This window comes from Actinospineispora acaciae DSM 45401, assembly GCF_000620785.1.
Lineage (GTDB): Bacteria > Actinomycetota > Actinomycetes > Mycobacteriales > Pseudonocardiaceae > Pseudonocardia > Pseudonocardia acaciae.
This window is the reverse complement of the sequence record NZ_JIAI01000012.1, coordinates 93,422-112,448: the sequence shown is the minus strand read 5'-3', so window position 1 is coordinate 112,448 and position 19,027 is coordinate 93,422. Positions and strand designations below refer to the sequence as shown.

General features: G+C 73.5%; 21 protein-coding genes. 5 read left to right on the top strand and 16 right to left on the bottom strand.

The genetic code is table 11. The annotated features are described in order from the left end of the window. Positions 1–3 precede the first annotated feature (3 nt). Entirely contained in the window at positions 4–1,245 is a 1,242-nt protein-coding gene (gene fxlM, locus N912_RS57110) for a methyltransferase, FxLD system (protein WP_051581353.1), read from the bottom strand. A gap of 55 nt (positions 1,246–1,300) precedes the next feature. Continuing rightward, positions 1,301–1,957: a class I SAM-dependent methyltransferase gene (locus N912_RS0137435; RefSeq protein WP_028926453.1), complete on the bottom strand. Its 657-nt coding sequence runs from the start codon at positions 1,955–1,957 to the stop codon at positions 1,301–1,303. A gap of 89 nt (positions 1,958–2,046) precedes the next feature. Here N912_RS0137435 and N912_RS0137430 point away from each other — a divergent pair, with 89 nt between their 5' ends. Together N912_RS0137430 and N912_RS0137425 are read left to right on the top strand one after the other, a co-directional pair. Then, the gene (locus tag N912_RS0137430; protein WP_245645710.1) at positions 2,047–3,009 is read left to right on the top strand and encodes a helix-turn-helix transcriptional regulator; all 963 of its coding nucleotides are present in this window, start codon (positions 2,047–2,049) and stop codon (positions 3,007–3,009) included. 9 nt (positions 3,010–3,018) lie between these two features. Then, positions 3,019–3,621: an HAD family hydrolase gene (locus tag N912_RS0137425; protein WP_028926451.1), complete on the top strand. Its 603-nt coding sequence runs from the start codon at positions 3,019–3,021 to the stop codon at positions 3,619–3,621. Here N912_RS0137425 and N912_RS0137420 read toward each other — a convergent pair. The 10 genes from N912_RS0137420 to N912_RS0137375 form a co-directional block, all read right to left on the bottom strand. Then, positions 3,618–4,226, bottom strand: a complete 609-nt coding sequence (locus N912_RS0137420) for a TetR/AcrR family transcriptional regulator (protein WP_084211548.1) — start codon at positions 4,224–4,226, stop codon at positions 3,618–3,620. The two genes, N912_RS0137425 and N912_RS0137420, sit on opposite strands and share 4 nt — an antisense overlap. Continuing rightward, positions 4,223–5,011: an alpha/beta fold hydrolase gene (locus N912_RS0137415; protein WP_169748023.1), complete on the bottom strand. Its 789-nt coding sequence runs from the start codon at positions 5,009–5,011 to the stop codon at positions 4,223–4,225. Before N912_RS0137415 ends, N912_RS0137420 begins: the two co-directional genes overlap by 4 nt. A 90-nt stretch (positions 5,012–5,101) precedes the next feature. Then, complete coding sequence (proB, locus tag N912_RS0137410; protein WP_028926448.1) at positions 5,102–6,226, bottom strand: glutamate 5-kinase; 1,125 nt, start codon at positions 6,224–6,226, stop codon at positions 5,102–5,104. Beyond that, entirely contained in the window at positions 6,223–7,674 is a 1,452-nt protein-coding gene (gene obgE, locus N912_RS0137405) for a GTPase ObgE (protein ID WP_028926447.1), read from the bottom strand. Before obgE ends, proB begins: the two co-directional genes overlap by 4 nt. 100 nt (positions 7,675–7,774) lie before the next feature. After that, positions 7,775–8,032 (bottom strand): 50S ribosomal protein L27, encoded by a 258-nt coding sequence (gene rpmA, locus N912_RS0137400; RefSeq protein WP_028926446.1) that lies wholly within the window; start codon positions 8,030–8,032, stop codon positions 7,775–7,777. A gap of 28 nt (positions 8,033–8,060) precedes the next feature. Then, positions 8,061–8,369, bottom strand: coding sequence for a 50S ribosomal protein L21 (gene rplU, locus N912_RS0137395; RefSeq protein ID WP_028926445.1), 309 nt, complete (start codon positions 8,367–8,369; stop codon positions 8,061–8,063). 144 nt (positions 8,370–8,513) lie between these two features. Next, positions 8,514–11,294 carry a translation initiation factor IF-2 N-terminal domain-containing protein gene (locus N912_RS57105; protein WP_051581352.1) on the bottom strand — a complete coding sequence of 927 codons (2,781 nt, stop codon included), beginning with the start codon at positions 11,292–11,294 and terminating at the stop codon, positions 8,514–8,516. Between the two features lie 147 nt (positions 11,295–11,441). Continuing rightward, positions 11,442–12,284, bottom strand: a complete 843-nt coding sequence (locus N912_RS57100; protein WP_051581351.1) for a TIGR03936 family radical SAM-associated protein — start codon at positions 12,282–12,284, stop codon at positions 11,442–11,444. After that, positions 12,281–12,754 (bottom strand): GNAT family N-acetyltransferase, encoded by a 474-nt coding sequence (locus N912_RS57095; RefSeq protein ID WP_245645708.1) that lies wholly within the window; start codon positions 12,752–12,754, stop codon positions 12,281–12,283. Before N912_RS57095 ends, N912_RS57100 begins: the two co-directional genes overlap by 4 nt. A gap of 25 nt (positions 12,755–12,779) precedes the next feature. After that, a complete protein-coding gene (locus N912_RS0137375) occupies positions 12,780–14,702 on the bottom strand; it encodes a TIGR03960 family B12-binding radical SAM protein (protein WP_028926444.1) in 1,923 nt (640 codons plus the stop codon). Between the two features lie 104 nt (positions 14,703–14,806). Here N912_RS0137375 and N912_RS0137370 point away from each other — a divergent pair, with 104 nt between their 5' ends. Then, positions 14,807–15,205, top strand: a complete 399-nt coding sequence (locus N912_RS0137370) for an NYN domain-containing protein (protein WP_028926443.1) — start codon at positions 14,807–14,809, stop codon at positions 15,203–15,205. 108 nt (positions 15,206–15,313) lie between these two features. On the opposite strand, the gene N912_RS0137365 is transcribed toward N912_RS0137370, so the two are convergent. Genes N912_RS0137365 through N912_RS0137350 form a run of 4 tightly spaced genes read right to left on the bottom strand, consistent with a single transcriptional unit; the run spans position 15,314 to position 18,339 of the window. Then, positions 15,314–16,105 carry an ABC transporter permease gene (locus N912_RS0137365; protein ID WP_037068720.1) on the bottom strand — a complete coding sequence of 264 codons (792 nt, stop codon included), beginning with the start codon at positions 16,103–16,105 and terminating at the stop codon, positions 15,314–15,316. A gap of 41 nt (positions 16,106–16,146) precedes the next feature. Then, the gene (locus N912_RS0137360) at positions 16,147–16,995 is read right to left on the bottom strand and encodes an ABC transporter permease (protein WP_037068651.1); all 849 of its coding nucleotides are present in this window, start codon (positions 16,993–16,995) and stop codon (positions 16,147–16,149) included. Further along, positions 16,995–17,921, bottom strand: coding sequence for an ABC transporter ATP-binding protein (locus tag N912_RS0137355; RefSeq protein WP_028926440.1), 927 nt, complete (start codon positions 17,919–17,921; stop codon positions 16,995–16,997). Before N912_RS0137355 ends, N912_RS0137360 begins: the two co-directional genes overlap by 1 nt. 46 nt (positions 17,922–17,967) lie before the next feature. Beyond that, positions 17,968–18,339, bottom strand: coding sequence for an ester cyclase (locus N912_RS0137350; RefSeq protein ID WP_028926439.1), 372 nt, complete (start codon positions 18,337–18,339; stop codon positions 17,968–17,970). Between the two features lie 143 nt (positions 18,340–18,482). Between N912_RS0137350 and N912_RS62735 the strand changes: the two genes are divergently transcribed. Further along, a complete protein-coding gene (locus N912_RS62735) occupies positions 18,483–18,707 on the top strand; it encodes a hypothetical protein (RefSeq protein ID WP_211261535.1) in 225 nt (74 codons plus the stop codon). Then, entirely contained in the window at positions 18,704–19,027 is a 324-nt protein-coding gene (locus N912_RS0137340) for a hypothetical protein (RefSeq protein ID WP_028926437.1), read from the top strand. Before N912_RS62735 ends, N912_RS0137340 begins: the two co-directional genes overlap by 4 nt.

Genomic DNA, 19,027 nt, shown 5'->3' with positions numbered 1-19,027 from the left:
AGTTCAGGATAGGCCGGGCGCCACCCGGTTATCCGGCCAGTCCAGCACCAGCTGGCTGTGCGCCTTGCGCAGCACCGAGCCGGCCCCCGGAGGCGGCGTGGTGTCCGACGGGTAGGCCCGCATCCGCAGCTCGGCGGCCGAGGGGCGCCCGGCCGCCGCCCAGGCCCCCAGCAGCCCGCCGAGCCGGTCCGCGAGGCCGGCCCCGTCCGGGCCGTAGGGCCGCACCGCGACCGGGAACCGGCGGTCCAGCTCGGCCGAGGCGTGCCCGCACGGGACCACCACGGCCAGGCCGCGCTCGCCGAGCAGCGCCACCGTCCCGCCGTCCATCCCGACCGGGAGCAGCGACGGCGAGCGGTCCGAGGCGGCGGCGCTGACCAGCAGCCGGCACACGTTCGGCTCGCGCACCGCCAGCCACAGCCCCAGCCCGTCCCACAGGTCGACGGCGGCCAGCTTCACCGAGCTGACCCGCTCGTCCCCCGGCGACCGCAACAGCGCGCGCAGCCCGGCGGTGTCCAGCTCGCGCTGGTCGCCGGTCTGCACCGCCAGGCCGTCCGTGTCCAGCGGCCGGCTGCTCTCCGGGCCGGCGCCCTGGCCGCGCAACCTGACGAACGCGCAGCTGCGCACCGAGATCCCGCGCAGGTACGGCGGCGGGCCGGGCATCAGGTCCAGCGCGACGGACAGCTGGCTGCCCCGCACCGACAGCGGCAGCAGCAACCGGCCGCCCGGCGCGAGCTGGCGCCACCACGCCGGCTGGATGTCCCAGCTGCCCACGGTGAGCACTATCCGGTCGTACGGCGCGCGCTCCGGATAGCCCAGCGCGCCGTCCCTGGTGGCCAGCGTCACGCCGGGCACCCCGGCGGCGGCCAGGTGCTCGCCCGCGCTCTGCACCAGGTCCTCGTCGATGTCCACCGCGACCACCGAGCCGGCCGGGCCGACCACCTCGGACATCAGCGCGGCGTTGTACCCGGTGCCGGCGCCGATCTCGAGCACCCGGTGGCCGGGCCGCAGCTCCAGCTGTTCGAGCATGATCGCCATCATGGACGGCTGGGACGCCGAGCTCACCGCGACGCCGTCCACCCACTTGGTGGCGACCGCCTCGTCCTGGTACGCCTGCTCGGACGGCAGCTCGGGCAGGAACAGGTGCCGGGGCACCGCCCGGAACGCCCGCTCCACGCCCCGGGTGCGGATCCGTCCGCTCGCGATCAGGCCGGACACCATGGCCGTCCGCAGCTGCTCCGTCCGCACCTGATCAGTGTCGTCCCCGCGACGGCCGCGCGTCCAGGCACGATACGACCTCGTGTTACGTGAGAGAGGCCCGGTAGAACGTGATCCGGCCGATCAGGCGACCGACCCGATGGGTCAGCTCGACGCACTCGTCGAAGCCGGCGCCGAGCAGCAGCTGGGGGATGCGGTCGCCCAGGTTGTCGCACAGGTGGGGCGAGCGCAGGGACCGGCGGGCCGCGTACCCGTCGGACGGGGCGACCCGGCCGCCGATGTCGACCAGGTACAGCGCGCCGCCGGGCCTGAGCACCCGGCGCGCCTCGGCGGCGGTCTGCTCGCGCGCCTCGCCGGCCAGGTGGTGGAGCATGAACGCGGACAGCACCCGGTCGAAGGAAGCCGCCTGGTAGGGCAGCGCCTGGCCGTAGCCCCTGTCGAAGCGGACGTCCAGCGAGCCGGCCTTGCGGGTGGCGCGGGCGAGCGCGAGCGGGTCGGGGTCCAGGCCGACGACCTCGGTGCGCGGGTGGCGCCGCTTGGCCATGAGCGTGAGGTTCCCGGTGCCGCAGCCGATCTCCAGGGTGGCGGTGTCGTCGTCGAGGCAGGCCAGGTCGAGGAGCTGGCCGTGCACCTTGGGTACGCGGAGTACGGACGTCAGCAGGTCGTAGAACGGCAGCAGCGCGTCGCGGCCGAAGGCGGGCAGGTAGTCGTGTTCGGTGGCGCCAGGGTGGCGGCTCGGCATGGCGCACTCCTTCGTGATCGGATGATTTTCGGTCGTCGACGTCCATGCTGTCCGCTGTTCGACCTCGGGAATGGGGCGATCCTGCGCGAATGTCGGACTATCTTTGGGTCATGGTCGAGGCCACCCGGATCATCCGGTACCGCGCCGGGATCCCGGTGTACGGCTACGTCCGCGACCCGGCGGTGCCGCCGGTCTCGGTGTTGCGGCTGCGCCCTGGCACGCCGCACCGGATCGACCGCCACCCGCACTCCCACGAGTTCCCGGCGCTGGTGTACATCGAGCGCGACGGCGGTCCCGGGTGCCCGGACGGCCCGCTGGGGCCGATCCACACCGGTGACCTCTACGTGGTCGCGCCCGGCGTGACGGCCCGGCCGGGGGATACGGACGGTGTGTTGGAGGTGGCGGCCAGCACCGTGTTCTTCGTGGCCGAGGCGCTGGAGCCGGGGCGGGCGGTGCCGCCGCCGTCCTGGCGGTCGCACCCGCTGCTGTTCCCGTTCGCGCACGGCGGGGCCGGCGGGCTGCTGCGGCTGCGGGTGCCGGCGGACGAGCGGCCCGAGTGGGCGCGGCGGATCACGGACCTCGAAACGGAGCTGACCCGGCGCCACGACGGGTACCGGGAGGCGGCGCTGGCGCATCTCACGCTGCTGCTGGTCGGCGTGGCGCGGCTGGCCACCGAGGTCCTGGGCGAGCCCAGGCGCGGCAACGAGCGGCTGCTCGCCGAGGTGTTCGACGTGATCGAGCGGCGGTATCCGGACCGGCTGTCGCTGCGCGAGGTGGCCGGCGCGGTGAACCTCACGCCGGGCCACCTGACCACCACGGTTCGCCGCCGCACCGGCCGCACCGTGCAGGACTGGATCACCGAGCGGCGGATGACCGAGGCCCGCAGGCTGCTCACCGAGACCGAGCTCGCGGTCGGCGAGGTCGGCCGCCAGGTCGGGCTGCCCGACCCCGGGTACTTCGGGCGGGTGTTCCGCCGCGAGCACGGGATCACGCCGCGCGCCTGGCGCCGCCGGGCGTCCACGGGCGCGGACGCCGGCGCGAGCGCGCGATAGCGTGTCGGTGTGACGGCGAACTGGGTGGTGTTCGACTACGGCGGGGTGATCAGCCGGCACACCGAGGCGCTGCCGGCGCTGGCGGGCCGGCTCGGTGCCGGGACCGACGAGTTCGCGGCGGCGTACTGGGCCGGCCGCGACCTCTACGACCGGGGCTGCACGGACCTGGAGTACTGGCGTTCGATCGGCGCCGAGCTGGGCGTCGACGTGGACGAGCGCACCTCCGCCGAGCTGACCGAGATCGACATCGACGGCTGGCTGCGCACCGACGAGGACACCGTGGCGCTGCTGGCCGAGCTGGCCGACGCCGGCGCGCGGCTGGCGCTGCTGTCCAACGCGCCGAGCTCGTTCGGGCGGGTGGCGTCGCGGCAGCCGTGGACGGCGCACTTCCGGCACCTGGTGTTCTCCGGCGACCTGCGGCTGGCCAAGCCCGACCCTCAGATCTGGACGGCGCTGCTCGCCGACCTGCGGGCCGACGCGGCGAACTGCCTGTTCGTCGACGACCGCCAGACGAACGTGGACGGCGCGCGCCGGGCCGGCATGCACGGGCGGCTGTGGTCCTCGGCCGCGCGGCTGCGGCCGGAGCTGCTCGGCTTCGTCTCGGCGGGTTAGCGCAACAGGGCGCGCAGCACGCGGGCGTTGCGGTCCGGGTCCGGGGCGCAGCCGGTGATGGCCGGGGTGTGCACGAAGGACTCGACGATCCGTACGACGGTGTACGCCAGCTCCAGCGGCTCCAGCTCGATGGTGATCCGGCCGGCCGCGATGTCCTCGGCGACCAGCTCCTGGACCAGCTCGATCAGCCGGCGCTGGAACACGCTGGCGTCGTGGGTGAGCAGCCGGGTGAACATCTCGCCCTCGTCGGACTGCAGCTGCCGGTGGCCGGGGTGGGCGAGCACGTCGCGCGCCCAGCGGCTGAGCACCTCGGCGGTGTGGCTGTGCGCGGGCGACTCCTCGCGGACCTGCTCGCGCAGCCGGGTCAGCGCCCGCTCGGCGTTCGCCCACAGCACCTCGGTGAGCAGTTGCTCGCGGGTGCCGACCCAGCGGTGCAGCGTCACCCGGGAGATGCCCAGCTCGGCGGCCAGCGCCTGGATGTCCAGCCGCCGGCCCTTGTTGAACCAGCGCCGCGCGGTCTCCAGCGCGTCCAGCGGCGTGGCCCTGGCCGGGGCGCCGGCCCCGCTGAGCTGGCGTTGCAGCGGAGTCTGCGCGTCGCTGCTCATGTACTCGACGGTAGCCCCGCCACGAAGTCGCCGATGATCCGGGCGATCTCGGCGGGACGTTCCTGCGGCACCAGGTGCCCCTCGCCGCCCAGCCACAGCGCCCGGTGGTTCGGGAACCGGCGCGCGGCGGCCAACTGGAGGTCCGGGGAGATCGACTTGTCCTCGCCGGGGATGACGAACAGCCACGGCTGGGTCAGCTTGGGCAGCAGCTGTTCGGACTCGTCGAGGAACAGCTCTGTCAGGGCGATGCTCTTGAGCGCCTCCAGCGGGACCAGCGCGGCCTCCCGGCCCGCCGCGGAGATCATCGCCTCCTGGCCGGGGTGGGCGGTGAGGTGGCCGAGCAGGGCGGTGAGCGCGGCGGCGTCGCCCTGCATCGGCAGCAGCGCCGTGGCGTCCTCCATCAGCTCGGGCGAGTTGCCGGTCACGGGCACGCCGGCCAGGCCGACTGCGGCCCGCACCAGCCCGGGGTGGCGCGCGGCCAGCCGCATCCCGACGGCGCTGCCCGTGGAGTGGCCGATGTACACCACGTCGGAGACGTTCAGCTCACGCAGGACCTCGGCGATGTCGTCGGCGATGTCCGCCAGCGTGAGGCCGTCCGTGACCCCCGCCGACCGCCCGTGACCTCGGAAGTCGACGGCGATCGACCGGTGGCCGGGCAGCCGGTCGATGACGTCGTCGAGGAACCGCGAGGACAGCAGGAGCCCGTGGCCCCACACCAGGACCGGCTCGCCGGCGCCCCGGTCCTCGTAGTAGCTCTGCACACCATTACGCAACACCGTCGGCATCACAGCCTCCTGGTACATCTACGCTCTCTTGTGACGTCAACGATACACACTCGCAGGTGTGTTTCATGGCGTAACTGCAGAGAGCTGTTGTTACGAGCCGCGCAGCGGCACCAGGTCATCGGCGTGGACCAGCTCGCGGCGGTACTCGGGCGGGAGGTCTCGGGTGCGGCGGCCGATGAGCGCGGGCAGCTCGGCGGCGTCGAAGGCGATCACGCCGCGGGCCACGACGGTGCCGTACGGGCCGACCAGGTCGACCACGTCTCCGGCCACGAACTCGCCGGACACGCCGTGCACCCCGGCGGCCAGCAGCGAGCGGCGGCGTTCGATCACGGCGGCCACCGCGCCGGCGTCCAGGTCGAGCCGGCCGCGCACGTCGGCGGCGTGCCGCAGCCAGAACCGCCGCGCGGACAGCCGCTGGTGCTGCGCCCGGAACGCGGTGCCCAGCTTCGGGCCCTCCGGCGCGGTGTCCAGGGCGAGCGCGGCGTCCTCGGCGGCGGCCAGCAGCACGGGGACGCCGGCACCGGCGGCCATCGCGGCGGCCTCGATCTTGGTGGCCATGCCGCCGCTGCCCAGCCCGGATGCGCCGGGGCGGGCCACGTCGACCTCGGCCAGCGCGGCGACGTCCTCGACGTCGGGCAGCAGCACCGCCCCCGGCCGGCGCGGGTCGCCGTCGTAGAGGCCGTCCACGTCGGAGAGCAGCAGCAGCGCGTCCGCGCCGATCAGGTGGGCGACCAGCGCGGCCAGCCGGTCGTTGTCGCCGACCCGGATCTCGTCGGTGGCCACCGTGTCGTTCTCGTTGACCACCGGCAGCGCGCCCAGCGACAGCAGCCGGACCAGGGTGCGCTGGGCGTTGCGGTAGTGCGCGCGGCGGATCACGTCGTCGGCGGTGAGCAGCACCTGGCCGACGGTCAGGCCGTGGCGGGCGAACGAGGCGGAGTAGGCGTGCGCGAGCTGGAGCTGGCCCACGCTGGCCGCCGCCTGCTGGGTGGCCAGGTCACGGGTGCGCTTGCCGATGCCGAGCGGGGCCAGCCCGGCCGCGATCGCCCCGGACGAGACCAGCACCACCTGCGACCCGGCCGCCCGCCGCGCGGCCAGCGCGTCCACCAGCGCGTCCAGCCGCCCGTGGTCGATCCCGCCGCCCAGGCTGGTCAGCGACGACGACCCCACCTTGACGACCACCCGAGCGGCGGCCGCCACCAGCCGCCTGGTGGTCATGTCGCCGGCTCCGCGTCCTCCTCGTCCGGGCCGGCGCGGCGGGCGGCGCGGGCGGACTTGCGCTCGGCGGCGCTGGCCCGGGTGGAGCGGTCCAGGCGGGGGTCGGCGCCTCGGTTGCCGAGCGCGACGATCGCCCCGGACGGGGTGGACGGCTCCCAGTCGAACGTGACGTCGCCGATGGTCACCGGCGCCCCCGGCTGGGCACCGGCCTTGGCCAGCGCGTCCTCCACGCCGAGGCGGGCCAGCCGGTCGGCCAGGTAGCCGACGGCCTCGTCGTTGTCGAACTGGGTCTGGCGGACCCAGCGCTCCGGGCGCTCGCCGCGCACCACGAACGCGCCCTCCTCGTCCGGGTCGGGGTCGACGTGAAACGCCGGCTCGCCCACCGAGGGCGGGCGCAGCACCAGCCGGGTCGGCTCCGGGGGCGGCTGGGCGGCACGGTACTCGGCCACCTCGCGGGCCATCAGGAAGCTCAGCTCGCGCAGCCCGGCGTGGCTGGCGGTGGAGATCGCCACCACCGGCCAGCCCCGCGCGGCCAGCTCCGGGGTGACCAGCTCGGCCAGCTCGGCCGCGTCCGGGACGTCGATCTTGTTCAGCGCGACGATCCGGGGCCGGTCGGCCAGCTCGCCCCCGAGGCCGGGGGTGTAGCGGGCCAGCTCGGCCTCCAGCGCGTCGACGTCGGAGAGCGGGTCGCGGCCGGGCTCCATCGTGGCGCAGTCGACCACGTGCACCAGCACCGCGCAGCGCTCGATGTGCCGCAGGAAGTCCAGCCCGAGGCCCCGCCCGGACGCCGCGCCGGGGATCAGCCCGGGGACGTCGGCGACGGTGAACGTCTGCTCGCCCGCGCTGACCACCCCGAGCTGGGGCACCAGCGTGGTGAACGGGTAGTCCGCGATCTTCGGCCGGGCCTGCGAGAGCGCCGCGACCAGCGAGGACTTGCCGGCGGACGGGAACCCCACGAGCCCCACGTCGGCCAGCGAGCGCAGCTCCAGCACCAGCTCGCGCTCCTGCCCGGCCTCGCCGAGCAGCGCGAACCCGGGGGCCTTGCGCGCGGCGCTGGCCAGCGCGGCGTTGCCCAGCCCGCCCTTGCCGCCGGCCGCCGCCACCCACCGGGTGCCGACGCCGACCAGGTCCGCGAGCTGCTCGCCGTCCGCGCCCATCACCACCGTGCCGTCCGGCACCGCGAGCACCAGGTCCTCGCCGGCCGAGCCGTTGCGCAGGCTGCCCTGGCCCTGGGTGCCGTTGCGGGCGCGCGCCTGGCGGCGGTGGTGGAAGTCGAGCAGGGTGTGCACGCCGGGGTCGACCACGAACACCACGTCACCGCCGCGCCCGCCGTTGCCGCCGTCCGGCCCGCCCAGCGGCTTGAACTTCTCCCGGTGCACCGACGCGCACCCGTTGCCACCGTGACCGGCGATCACCCGCAGCGAGGTGCGGTCGACGAACCTGGCCATCCGCCAGCACCTCCTTCGTAAACCTGTCTATACACAGCACAAAGGGCGGATCCGTCGATTGTCGGACCCGCCCCTCGAGCGAACGTTCTTCGGTGCGGGTCTACTCCCCCGCCGGCACCACGTTGACCGTCTTGCGCCCGCGCTTGCTGCCGAACTGCACGGCGCCGGTGATCAGCGCGAACAGCGTGTCGTCGCCGCCCCGGCCGACGCCGGCGCCCGGGTGGAACTTGGTGCCGCGCTGGCGGACCAGGATCTCGCCGGCGTTCACGTTCTGACCGCCGAACCGCTTCACGCCCAGCCGCTGCGCGTTCGAGTCACGCCCGTTGCGGGAGCTGGAGGCGCCCTTCTTGTGTGCCATCTGCCGTGCCTTTCTGACGCGCTCCGAGCTACTTCGAGATCCCGGTGACCTCGACGCGGGTCAGCGGCTGGCGGTGACCCTGGCGCTTGTGGTAGCCGGTCTTGTTCTTGAACTTGTGGATCCGGATCTTCGGACCCTTGGTCTGCCCGACGACCTTGCCGGTGACCGAGAACTTGGCCAGCGCGGCGGCGTCGGTGGTCAGGTCGGAGCCGTCCACCACGAGCACGGCCGGCAGGTTCACCTCGGCGCCCGCCTCGAGGTCGAGCTTCTCGACGGTGAGCACGTCACCGACCGCGACCTTGTACTGCTTGCCGCCGGTTTTCACGATCGCGTACATCGTTGACGCACTACTCCTGTGTCTCGTTCGGGGGACTCACGGTGACTCGCACGCCGGGCGGGGCCCCGGGCGACCCGCCGCCAGCGTCAGCGCCTGCCGACGCGGCTGTCGACATCCCAGGGTACGGGCCGCTCGTCGAGGGGGTCAAACCGGGTCGGTGGTGTCACCGTTCACTGCCTTGTCCACCGGCGGGCCGGCCGGGCGGGACGCCACCCGGCGCCGGCGCCGGGCCGGACGGGCGGCGGGCTCGGCCGCCGGCGCGCCGACGGTGACCGGCTCCATCCCTGGTGGCGGAGGATCGACGTGGTCGGCGGCGGGCGCGAGCTCGGACTCGGACTCGGACTCGGCCGGCGGGCGCGCCGGCGGCGGAGCGGGCGGGACCGGCGGCGCGGCGGCGACCGGTGCGACCGGAGCCGGAGCCACCGGTGCGGCCGGAGCCGGTGCCGGCGGGGTCGGGCGGGCCGGCGCGGGAGCCGGCGAGGGCACCGCCTTGCCGTTGGGCGAGCCGGACTCCGAGCCGCCGCCCGAGCCGCCACTCCGGCGGCGTCCGTTCCCGCCGTTGTTGTCCTGGTCGCCGCCCCGGCCTCGGCGGCGTCCACCGCCACCGCCGCCGTGCGAGCCGTGCTGGCCCTGGTCGCCGCGCTGCTCGACCGGGTCGGAGGAGACCATCACGCCCCTGCCCCGGCAGTGCTCGCACGGCGTGGAGAACGCCTCCAGCAGCCCGACGCCGACCCGCTTGCGGGTCATCTGCACCAGGCCCAGCGAGGTCACCTCGGCGACCTGGTGGCGGGTGCGGTCGCGGCCGAGGCACTCGGTCAGCCGGCGCAGCACCAGGTCCCGGTTCGACTCCAGCACCATGTCGATGAAGTCGATCACGATGATGCCGCCGATGTCCCGCAGCCGCAGCTGCCGCACGATCTCCTCGGCGGCCTCCAGGTTGTTGCGGGTCACCGTCTCCTCGAGGTTCCCCCCGGAGCCGGTGAACTTGCCGGTGTTGACGTCGATGACGGTCATCGCCTCGGTGCGGTCGATGACCAGGGTGCCGCCGGAGGGCAGCCAGACCTTGCGGTCCAGCGCCTTGGTCAGCTGCTCGTCGATGCGGAACTCGGAGAACACGTCGGTGGTCCCGACGTGCCGGTGCACCCGCTCGACCAGCTCGGGCGCGACGTGGCCGATGTAGGCCTGCAGGGTGTCCCATGCGTCGTCGCCCTCGACCACGAGCTTGGCGAAGTCCTCGTTGAACTGGTCGCGGACCACCTTGATCATCAGGTCCGGCTCCTCGTAGAGCAGCTCCGGCCCCTTCGACTTGCCCTTCCCGCCGGTGGCGGCGTCCGCCTTGGTCTTGACCACGTCCCACTGGGCCTGCAGCCGGCGCACGTCGCGCTCCAGCGCCTCCTGGCTGACGCCCTCCGAGGCGGTCCGGATGATCACGCCGGCGTCCTCGGGGACGATCTCCTTGAGCAGGTCCTTGAGCCGGCGCCGCTCCACGTCGGGCAGCTTGCGGCTGATGCCGTGGGTGCCGCCGGAGGGCACGTAGACCAGGAACCGCCCGGGCAGGCTGATCTGGGTGGTCAGCCGGGCGCCCTTGTGCCCGACCGGGTCCTTGGTGACCTGGACCAGGATGTTGTCCCCGCTGGACAGCGCCTGCTCGATGCGCCGCGCCTTGCCGGCCAGCCCGGCGGCGTCCCAGTCCACCTCGCCGGCGTAGAGCACGGCGTTGCGGCCGCGCCCGATGTCCACGAACGCCGCCTCCATGCTGGGCAGCACGTTCTGCACCCGGCCCAGGTAGACGTTGCCGACCAGCGACGAGCCGCCGGAGCTGGTGACGAAGTGCTCGACCAGCACGCCGTCCTCCAGCACGCCGATCTCGGAGCGCTCGCCGCGCTGGCGCACCACCATGGTCCGCTCCACCGACTCGCGGCGGGCCAGGAACTCGGCCTCGGACAGCACCGGGGCCCGGCGGCGGCCGGCGTCGCGGCCGTCGCGGCGGCGCTGGCGCTTGGCCTCCAGCCGGGTGGAGCCCCGCACGCCCTGGATGCCCTCGTCGCCGTTGTCGGACTTCGGCCGGGCGTCCCTGATCTTGGTGACGGTGTTGGGCGGGTCGTCGGTGTCGGTGCCGTCGGCCCTGTCGGACTCGGAGTCCGCCGTGTCCTTGCGGCGGCGGCGACGGCGACGGCGCCTCGACCCGCCCGAGGACTCCTCGCCGTTGGCCTCGGGGGGTTCGGTGTCGGCGTCGCCGCTGGCCTGGCTGGTCTCGGCCTCGGTCTCGGTGTCGGCGCGCTGGGCGTCGTCGTCCTGCTCGGTGGACTCGGCCACGTCGTCGTCGGTGCCCTTGCCACGGCCTCGGCCGCGACGGCCACGGCGGCGGCGCCGCTTGGTCTCGCCGCCCTCGTCGGTGCCGTCGGACGGCTCCTCGGAGTCCGGCTCGGCGGGCTCGTCGGACGCCTTCGGCGCCGGCGTGTCGTCGGGGGCGTCGTCAGGGGCAGCGGCGGCGGCCGGCGGGCGGGCCGGCGCGGCCGGCGGCTCGGGCGGCAGGAACATCGGGCTGGGCGCGGCGAACAGCGGCAGCGCCCCGCCGGGGCCTTCCGGGGCGGCCTCGACGGCGGGGGTGTCGGGCAGGGGGTCGCTGAGGGTGAGCGCGGCGGGGCCGGAGGCCGGCGTGTCGGGGGTCGATTCCGGTTTCGTCTCTGGGCTCGCTTCGGGGGCGAGCGTCTCGATGACCCGCTGCGCGGTCTCCTTGTCGACGCTGGACTGCGGCCCCTTGGCCGGGGAGCCCAGCGAGGCCAGCGCGTCCAGCACCTGCCGGCTGGTCGCCGAGATCAGTTTCGCCAGCGCGTGCACCCGCAGCCGGTCGGCCAGCTCGGGTGCTTCGGATACGTTCTTACGCCCGTCGGCCTGGCCGGCGGGCACGTCAATATCGGACATGCAGCTCCTTCGCCCCCGGGCGCCCTCGGAAGAAGGCGGCCGCTCAGGGGCCTAGCTTTCTCTGTCGCCCCCGACCTCCGGGGGGACAGCAATCCTGTGACCACACTGCGTCCCGGCCGTCGGGTTCGTGACCCTCGGCCGGCTGGGCTACCGCTCGGCGGCGTGCTGATCGCCTTCCGCTCCGGACCCTTCCGGCGCCGTCGAGGTGGTCGCTCGGGCGGCGTCGAACGGATCGGCAAGGCGGCCTCGGTCGTCGAGCAGACCCTGAGCCAGCCGGATCGCCATCGGGGGCACCGGCGGCCGCAGGTCCGCGACGAGCTGAAGAGCGCCCAGCACGTCGTCGGGTCGGACGGCAGGTCTGGTCTGTCGAACGACCGCGGTCATTATCGCACAGGGTGCGCCGCTCGCATCTTGTGAACGACCGTTTGCCTCCCGCCCCAGGTCGTCCGGTTCCTCGACCAGCGCGCTCACCAGCGCGGCACGCACGTCGACCGGTCGGGGGCCGTTCTTGGTCGCGCGCCGCACCACCGCGGTCTCGGCGGCGAGCAGTTCGCGCACGGCGGCGGCGAGTACGGACGGGGCCACGCCGGGCACCTCGATGCGCCAGCGGCCGGCGTCGATCAGGTCGGCCAGCGCCGGGGCGCCGGGTTCGGAGACGACGGCGTCGAGCACGTCCAGGCCGGTCGGCAGCGCGGCGTCCAGCTCTTCGGTGAGCCGCTCGGGGGCCAGCGGCTCGGTCAGGCCGATCTCGACGTACTCGGCCTCGCTGGCGGTGCCGGTGGGTGCGGCGCCGACCCAGGACAGCCGGGGGTGCGGGCTGAACCCGTGCGAGCGGGCCACCGGCAGCCGGGCCCGGCGCACCGCCCGCTCGAACGCGCGGGCCACGTCACGGTGTGACGCGAACCGCAGCCGTCCGCGCTTGGCGAACCGGACCCGGACCTTGCACACCGTGGGCGGCGCCGGGTTCGGGGCCGTTCCCCTGGCGCTCACGAGTCCTCCTGCCCGGCGCTGGGCAACAACATCAACATCCCTTCCCCGGCCGGGGTGAACCCGTGCCGCAGGTAGAACGGCGCGCTGCTCGGCGTCGGCCGCAGCACCAGCCGCTGGTACCGGCGCGCCCTGGCGTGGTCCACGGCGGCGGTGAGCAGCGCGGCGGCCACGCCCCGGTCGGCGTAGGAGGCGACCACGAACGCGTTGCCCACGTAACCCCAGCGCCCCGGCCGCCCGCCCGGTCGCGGCATGTTGCCGATCTCGACCACGTTCAGCGAGCCGACCGCCGTGTAGCCGCTGCGCTCGGTGCCCGCCTCGGCCAGCCAGAACGTCCGGCGCGGCAACTCGGCGCGCCACCAGGCCTCGAACGCGCGCTCGAAGCCGGCGTCCTGGTCCGCCTCGCCGGTGCGCTCGGCCGTCCACTCCCTGCGCAGCCTGGCCAGCGCGGGTAGGTCTCGGTCGTCGGCCACGCGCACGGTCACCGGCGGGGTTCGGTCAGCCGCCACTGGCCGTGACCGGGGTGATCGGGATGAGCGCGGTGCCGCTCGGGCCGACCTGGATGTCCGTGCCCGTGGCCGGGCACACCCCGCAGTCGAAGCACGGCGTCCAGCGGCAGTCGTCCTGCTCGCGGGCGGCCAGCGCGTCCTGCCAGTCGTCCCAGAGCCAGTCCGGGTCCAGCCCGGAGTCCAGGTGGTCCCACGGCATGACCTCGTCCTGGAACCGCTCCCGGGTGGTGAACCAGCCCAGGTCGACCCCGTACGGCGCCAGCTCTTGTGACGCTGCCTCAACCCACCGCTGGTAGGAAAAATGCTCGCGCCAGCCGTCGAAGCGGCCGCCGTCCCGCCAGACCCGCTCGATGACCCGTCCGACCCGCCGGTCGCCCCGGGACAGCAGCCCTTCGATCAGCGACGGCTCGCCGTCGTGGTAGCGCATGCCGACATTGCGGCCCAGCCGGCGGTCCGAGTTGATCGCCGCCCGCAGCTTGCGCAGCCGCCCGTCGATGGTCCCCGGGTCGGCCTGGGAGGCCCACTGGAACGGCGTGTGCGGCTTGGGTACGAACCCGCCGATGGAGATCGTGCAGCGCACGTCGTTGCGCCCGCTGGCCTCCCGGCCGGCCTTGATCACCCGGTGCGCCATGCTGGCGATCTCCAGCACGTCCTCGTCGGTCTCGGTGGGCAGCCCGCACATGAAGTAGAGCTTGACCTGCCGCCAGCCCTGGGCGAACGCGGCGCTCACGGTGCGGATCAGGTCGTCCTCGGAGACCATCTTGTTGATCACACGGCGGATCCGCTCCGAGCCGCCCTCCGGGGCGAAGGTGAGCCCGGAGCGCCGGCCGTTGCGGGACAGCTCGTTGGCCAGGTCGATGTTGAACGCGTCCACCCGGGTGGACGGCAGGCTCAGCGTGGTGTTCGTGCCCTCGTAGCGGTCCGCGAGGCCCTTGGTGATCTCCGCGATCTCCGAATGGTCCGCTGAGGACAGCGACAGCAAGCCGACCTCGGTGAACCCGCTGGCGCCCAGGCCGCGCTCGACCATCTCGCCGATGCCGGCCAGCGACCGCTCCCGGACCGGCCGGGTGATCATCCCGGCCTGGCAGAACCGGCATCCCCTGGTGCAGCCGCGGAAGATCTCCACGCTCATCCGCTCGTGCACGGTCTCGGCCAGTGGGACGAGCGGCTGCTTGGGGTACGGCCATTCGTCCAGGTCGGTGGTGGTGCGCTTGACCACCCTGCGCGGGGCGCGCGGGTCGTTCGGGGTGACCGCGTCGATCCGGCCGTCCGGGCGGTAGGTCACGTCGTAGAGGCTCGGGACGTAGACGCCGTCGGTCTCGGCCAGCCTGCGCAGGACCTCCGCGCGGCTGGGTTTGCCCCTGCGCAACACCTCGGTGATGTCCAGGACGGCCTGCTCGCCGTCGCCGAGCACGGCGGCGTCGACGAAGTCGGCGATCGGCTCGGGGTTGAACGCGGCGTGCCCGCCGGCGATCACGATCGGGTGCTCGTCGGTGCGGTCGGCGGCGCGCAGCGGGATGCCGGCCAGGTCGAGCGCGGTGAGCAGGTTGGTGTACCCCAGCTCGGTGGCGAAGCTGACGCCGATCACGTCGAACGCGTGCAGCGGGCGGTGGCCGTCCACGGTGAAGCTGGGCACACGGTGCTCGCGCATCAGGTCCTCGAGGTCGGGCCAGACCGCGTAGGCCCGCTCGGCGAGCACGTCGGGCTGCTCGTTGAGCAGCTCGTAGAGGATCATGACACCCTGGTTGGGCAGGCCGACCTCGTAGGCGTCCGGGTACATCAGCGCCCAGCGCACCCGGGCCTCGTCCCAGTCCTTCACCGTGCTGTTGAGCTCGCCGCCGATGTACTGCACGGGCTTGGACACCCGGGGCAGCAGCGGCTCCAGCGCCGGAAAGACCGATTCCACACTCACGTCAACCCAGGGTAGACCGTGCCCGTCACCGCTATGCGGGCGATTCACCCTCGGCACCCCGGCGGTCGTTGATCATGCCGTTGGGCGTTGCCAGGATGGTCGGTGTGAACACCGTGGAGCACCCGACGACGCTGATCGTCGACGGGGCGAACGTGGTCGGCTCGCGGCCGGACGGGTGGTGGCGCGACCGCCCGGGGGCGGCGGCACGGCTGGTCGCCCAGCTCGCGGCGGCGCTGCGGTCGGGTGCCTTGGACGGCCCGGTCCTGGTGGTGCTGGAGGGCGCCGCCCGCGCCGGGGTGCCGGCGGGTGCGACGGACGTGCCCGGGCTGCGCGTGGTGCATGCCGCGACCGACGGCGACTCCGCGATAGTGGCCGAGGCGTCCGCGCTGGTCACCGAGGGCGCCGAGGTTGCCGTGGTCACCGCCGACCGCGCCCTCCGCGCCCGCGTCGTCGCGGCCGGGGCGACCGTCGTGCCCCCGTCCTGGCTCCTGACGCGCCTGTGAGCGTCCGTGCGTGAGCTATCCGCCCGCACATCCACTTCGTACCCCGCACATGCGCTGAAGCAGGTGTGCGAGGCACGAACGGGGTGTGCGGGCGGATAGCTTGGTCGGTCAGCGGAGGAGGAGGGTGTTGAGGCGGCGGGCGGCGATGACGGCGCCGAGGACGGCCAGTACCACGAAGTAGGCGAGGTGGCCGAGGATGCCGGCCGAGACGATCCCGGTGGTCAGGCCGCGCATCAGCTCCACGGCGTGGTAGAGCGGCAGGCACTCGATCACGAGCTGAAGCGGCCGGGGGTAGACCGACAGCGGGAAGAACGTGGTGGCGAACAGGAACATCGGGATGATCGCGAGCTGGATCAGGTCGAAGTCCTGCCAGGAGCGCATGAACGAGGTCGCCGCCATCCCGAGCGCGGCGAACGCGAACGCCACCAGCAGCGCCGCCGGCAGCGCGAGCAGCGCCCACGGCGAGGTGAGCAGCCCGAACCCGGCCATCACGGCCAGGAACCCCAGCGAGTACAGCCCGCCGCGCAGCAGCGCCCAGCCGATCTCGCCCAGCGCCACGTCCACCGGCCCGAGCGGGGTGGCCAGCATGGCGTCGTACAGCTTGGCGTAACGCAGCTTGAAGAACACGTTGAAGGTCGAGTCGTACACCGCGCCGTTCATCGCCGAGGCGGCCAGCAGCCCGGGCGCGATGAACGCGGCGTAGCTGATCGGCGAGCCGTCCGGCCCCGGCATGGTGCCGACCAGCGAGCCGAGCCCCTGGCCGAGCGCGAACAGGTAGAACACCGGCTCGAAGAACCCGGACACGAACGCCAGCCAGGCCCGGCGGTAGGCCAGCGTGGAGCGCACCAGCAGCATCCGCGCCCGCCCCGCGTACCCGCCGACCGGCAGGATCCGCAACATCGGCGCCGACCCGGCCGCCGTGACCTCGCGCGGTGTGACGCTCACCGGGCCAGCCTCCTGACGAACCGCCACCGCAGCGCCACGGTCCCGGCCGCGAGCATCGCGACCAGGTACCCGACGTGCCCGAGCGCCGGCCACCAGCTCAGCGTCCCCAGCGCGGCGCCCCTGGCCAGCTCGGTGCCGTGCCACAGCGGGGTGACCCAGGCCAGCGGCTGCAGCCACACCGGCAGCTGGGAGACCGGGAAGAAGGTGCCGGCGAACAGCGTCATCGGGATGAGCACGAACCGGAAGTAGGACGCGAACGCGGTGCCCTCGTTCTCCAGGGTCGCGGCGAACGCCATGGTCGGCGCGGCGAACGCGGCCCCGCACAGGGTGGCCGCCAGCAGCGAGACCACGATGCCGAACCCGGCCACCCCGCCGAGCAGCGCGATGATCACGACGTACACCGCGCCGGAGGAGAACATCCTGGCCACCACCCAGGTCAGGTGGCCGATCGCGACCTGCCCCGGGGTGAGCGGCGAGGCGGCCATCCCCCAGTACAGCTGCTGCCACTTGAAGCCGGACAGCACCGGGTAGGTGGACTCGAACGCCGCCGTCTGCACCGCGGACATGGCCAGCAGCCCGGGCGCGAGGTACACCAGGTACGGCACCCCGCCGAGCGCGTCGGCGGACAGCCCGGCCCGCCCGCCGCCGTCCACCAGGCTGCCGAAGCCGATGCCGAACGCCAGCAGAAACAGCACCGGCTGCAGGACGCTGGACACCACGGTGGCCCGCCAGCCCTTGCGGTACCAGATCGCGAAGTGCTCCAGGATGACCAGCACCGCGCGCCACGCCGGAAGCACCCGCCCGATCGAGCGCGGCGGCTCGACCAGCACCGTCGAGTTCGCCATCAGTCCACCAGGCTCCGCCCGGTGAGCCGGAGGAACACGTCCTCCAACGAGGAGCGCCGCACCAGGCTGCCCTGCGGGCGCACGCCGGCCAGGTGCGCCGCGCGCAGCGCCGCCTCGCCGTCGGCGGCGTAGAGCAGGGTCCGGTCCGGCAGCTGCTCCACCCGGTCGGCCACCGCGGCCAGCTCGTCGGCGTCCGGCCGGGGCGCGTCCGGGGCGAACCGCAGCTCGACCACCTCGCGCGTGGAGTACCGCTCGATCAGGTCGGACGGCGAGCCCTCCGCGACGATGAGCCCGCCGTCCATCACCACCAGCCGGTCACAGAGCTGTTCCGCTTCATCCATGTAATGCGTGGTGATCAGCTGGGTCACGCCGCGCTGCTTGAGCCGGTAGAGCCGGTCCCACAGCAGGTGGCGGGCCTGCGGGTCGAGCCCGGTGGTCGGCTCGTCGAGCAGCAGCAGCTCCGGCTCGTTGACCAGCGAGCGGGCGATGGTCAGCCGCCGCTTCATGCCGCCGGACAGCGGCTCGACGGCGTCGCCGGCGCGTTCGGTGAGCTGGGCGAACTCCAGCAGCTCGGCGGCCTTGGCCCGAACCTGGGCGCGGGAGAGCCCGAAGTAGCGCCCGTAGACCTCCAGGTTCTGCCGGACGGTCAGCTCGACGTCGAGGTTGTCCAGCTGCGGGACCACCCCGATGCGGGCCCTGATGGCCGGCCCGTCGACGTCCGGGTCCATGCCGAGCACCTGCAGCGAGCCGGCGCTGCGCGGCGACACGCAGGCGATCATCCGCATCGCCGAGGACTTGCCGGCGCCGTTCGGCCCCAGGAACCCGAACACCTCGCCCCTGGGCACGTCCAGGTCGATGCCGCGCACCGCTGCCAGGTCACCGAAACGCTTGGTCAATCCTCGGGCCTGGACCAGTGCATCGGACACCCGGCGACGGTAACCGCGGCCACCGACAAAACGCCAACGACTTGCGTCACAGCTCCCCGGAGATGTCCTCGCTGAGCACCCAGTACTCGCCGAACCGCTCGCCGGACACCTTCAGGATGTCGTGCCCTCGGAACTCCACGTCCTTGCCGTTCACCCGTCCCCTGGCCACCCACCGGGCGGCCACCAGGTCACCGTCCGCCAGCGGCCCGACCTCGGTGTCGAAGCTCAGCTCGTCGAACATCTGTCGCCCCTGGCGGATCACCTTCGCCAGCTCGTCGGGCCCGTGCACGAAGCCGGGCCGCATCGGCCAGTGGCCCACGAAGTCCGGCGTCACCACCCGCGCCGCGATCTCCTCCAGCCCGTCGAGGTCGCCGTTCCACAGCTCGTCCAACCAGCGCCCGTACCGTTCGCGCGGCATGCCCGCCTCCTCTCGTCGTTATAACGAGGGTAGGCACCGGACGGCCTCCGTGGCTTGGACGTTTGTGACCCGATCCGCCCCGGAGACCACCGCGAGGCGAGTAGCGTCGCGCCGCACGCGATCACCCCCTCGGAGGGAGTCCGATGACGCGGCGCCCGAAGCACCCGGACAAGGACATCGAGCGCCTGCTGTGCGCGTTGGAGTCCGCCGGCTGGGATGTGGAGAAGGGGCGCAAGTACTTCAAGGCGTTATGCCCGTGTGGCACCCACCAGAAGTGGGTGCACCTCACCCCATCAAGTTCCTCCTACCTCAAGAACCTGACAGGATGGTTGAGACGCAACACGTGCTGGAAGGAGGGAGAGCCGTGACCGAGCGCTACTACGTCGAAGTCACCTACACCTCGCCCGACGCGGGCCGCGACGACCTGGACCGGCACGGCGACGCGATGATGGACGCCCTCCAGGTCGAGCCCAACCTGATCGACCCCGACGTGGCGGTGAACTTCGACCAGCACACCGTGGACGTCTGCGCGGTCGTGGCGGCCTCCGACCCGCCGTCCGCGCTGCGCGCGGCACTCATCGCGGTGCGTTCGGCCGTGCACCACATCGGCGGGGCGACCCCGGGGTGGGAGGCCGCCGTGGAACAGGCCGTCAGCTCGATACGCCCGGCAGAGCTGGTTGACAGCTAG

Coding starts and splice junctions, on each gene's coding strand:
- N912_RS0137430 (WP_245645710.1), top strand. CDS start 2,047: ATGTCGGACTATCTTTGGGTCATGGTCGAGGCCACCCGGATCATCCGG.
- N912_RS0137435 (WP_028926453.1), bottom strand. CDS start 1,957: ATGCCGAGCCGCCACCCTGGCGCCACCGAACACGACTACCTGCCCGCC.
- N912_RS0137415 (WP_169748023.1), bottom strand. CDS start 5,011: ATGCCGACGGTGTTGCGTAATGGTGTGCAGAGCTACTACGAGGACCGG.
- N912_RS62735 (WP_211261535.1), top strand. CDS start 18,483: ATGACGCGGCGCCCGAAGCACCCGGACAAGGACATCGAGCGCCTGCTG.
- N912_RS0137420 (WP_084211548.1), bottom strand. CDS start 4,226: ATGAGCAGCGACGCGCAGACTCCGCTGCAACGCCAGCTCAGCGGGGCC.
- proB (WP_028926448.1), bottom strand. CDS start 6,226: ATGACCACCAGGCGGCTGGTGGCGGCCGCCGCTCGGGTGGTCGTCAAG.
- N912_RS0137360 (WP_037068651.1), bottom strand. CDS start 16,995: ATGGCGAACTCGACGGTGCTGGTCGAGCCGCCGCGCTCGATCGGGCGG.
- obgE (WP_028926447.1), bottom strand. CDS start 7,674: ATGGCCAGGTTCGTCGACCGCACCTCGCTGCGGGTGATCGCCGGTCAC.
- rpmA (WP_028926446.1), bottom strand. CDS start 8,032: ATGGCACACAAGAAGGGCGCCTCCAGCTCCCGCAACGGGCGTGACTCG.
- N912_RS0137350 (WP_028926439.1), bottom strand. CDS start 18,339: ATGCCGCGCGAACGGTACGGGCGCTGGTTGGACGAGCTGTGGAACGGC.
- N912_RS0137365 (WP_037068720.1), bottom strand. CDS start 16,105: ATGTTGCGGATCCTGCCGGTCGGCGGGTACGCGGGGCGGGCGCGGATG.
- rplU (WP_028926445.1), bottom strand. CDS start 8,369: ATGTACGCGATCGTGAAAACCGGCGGCAAGCAGTACAAGGTCGCGGTC.
- N912_RS57105 (WP_051581352.1), bottom strand. CDS start 11,294: ATGTCCGATATTGACGTGCCCGCCGGCCAGGCCGACGGGCGTAAGAAC.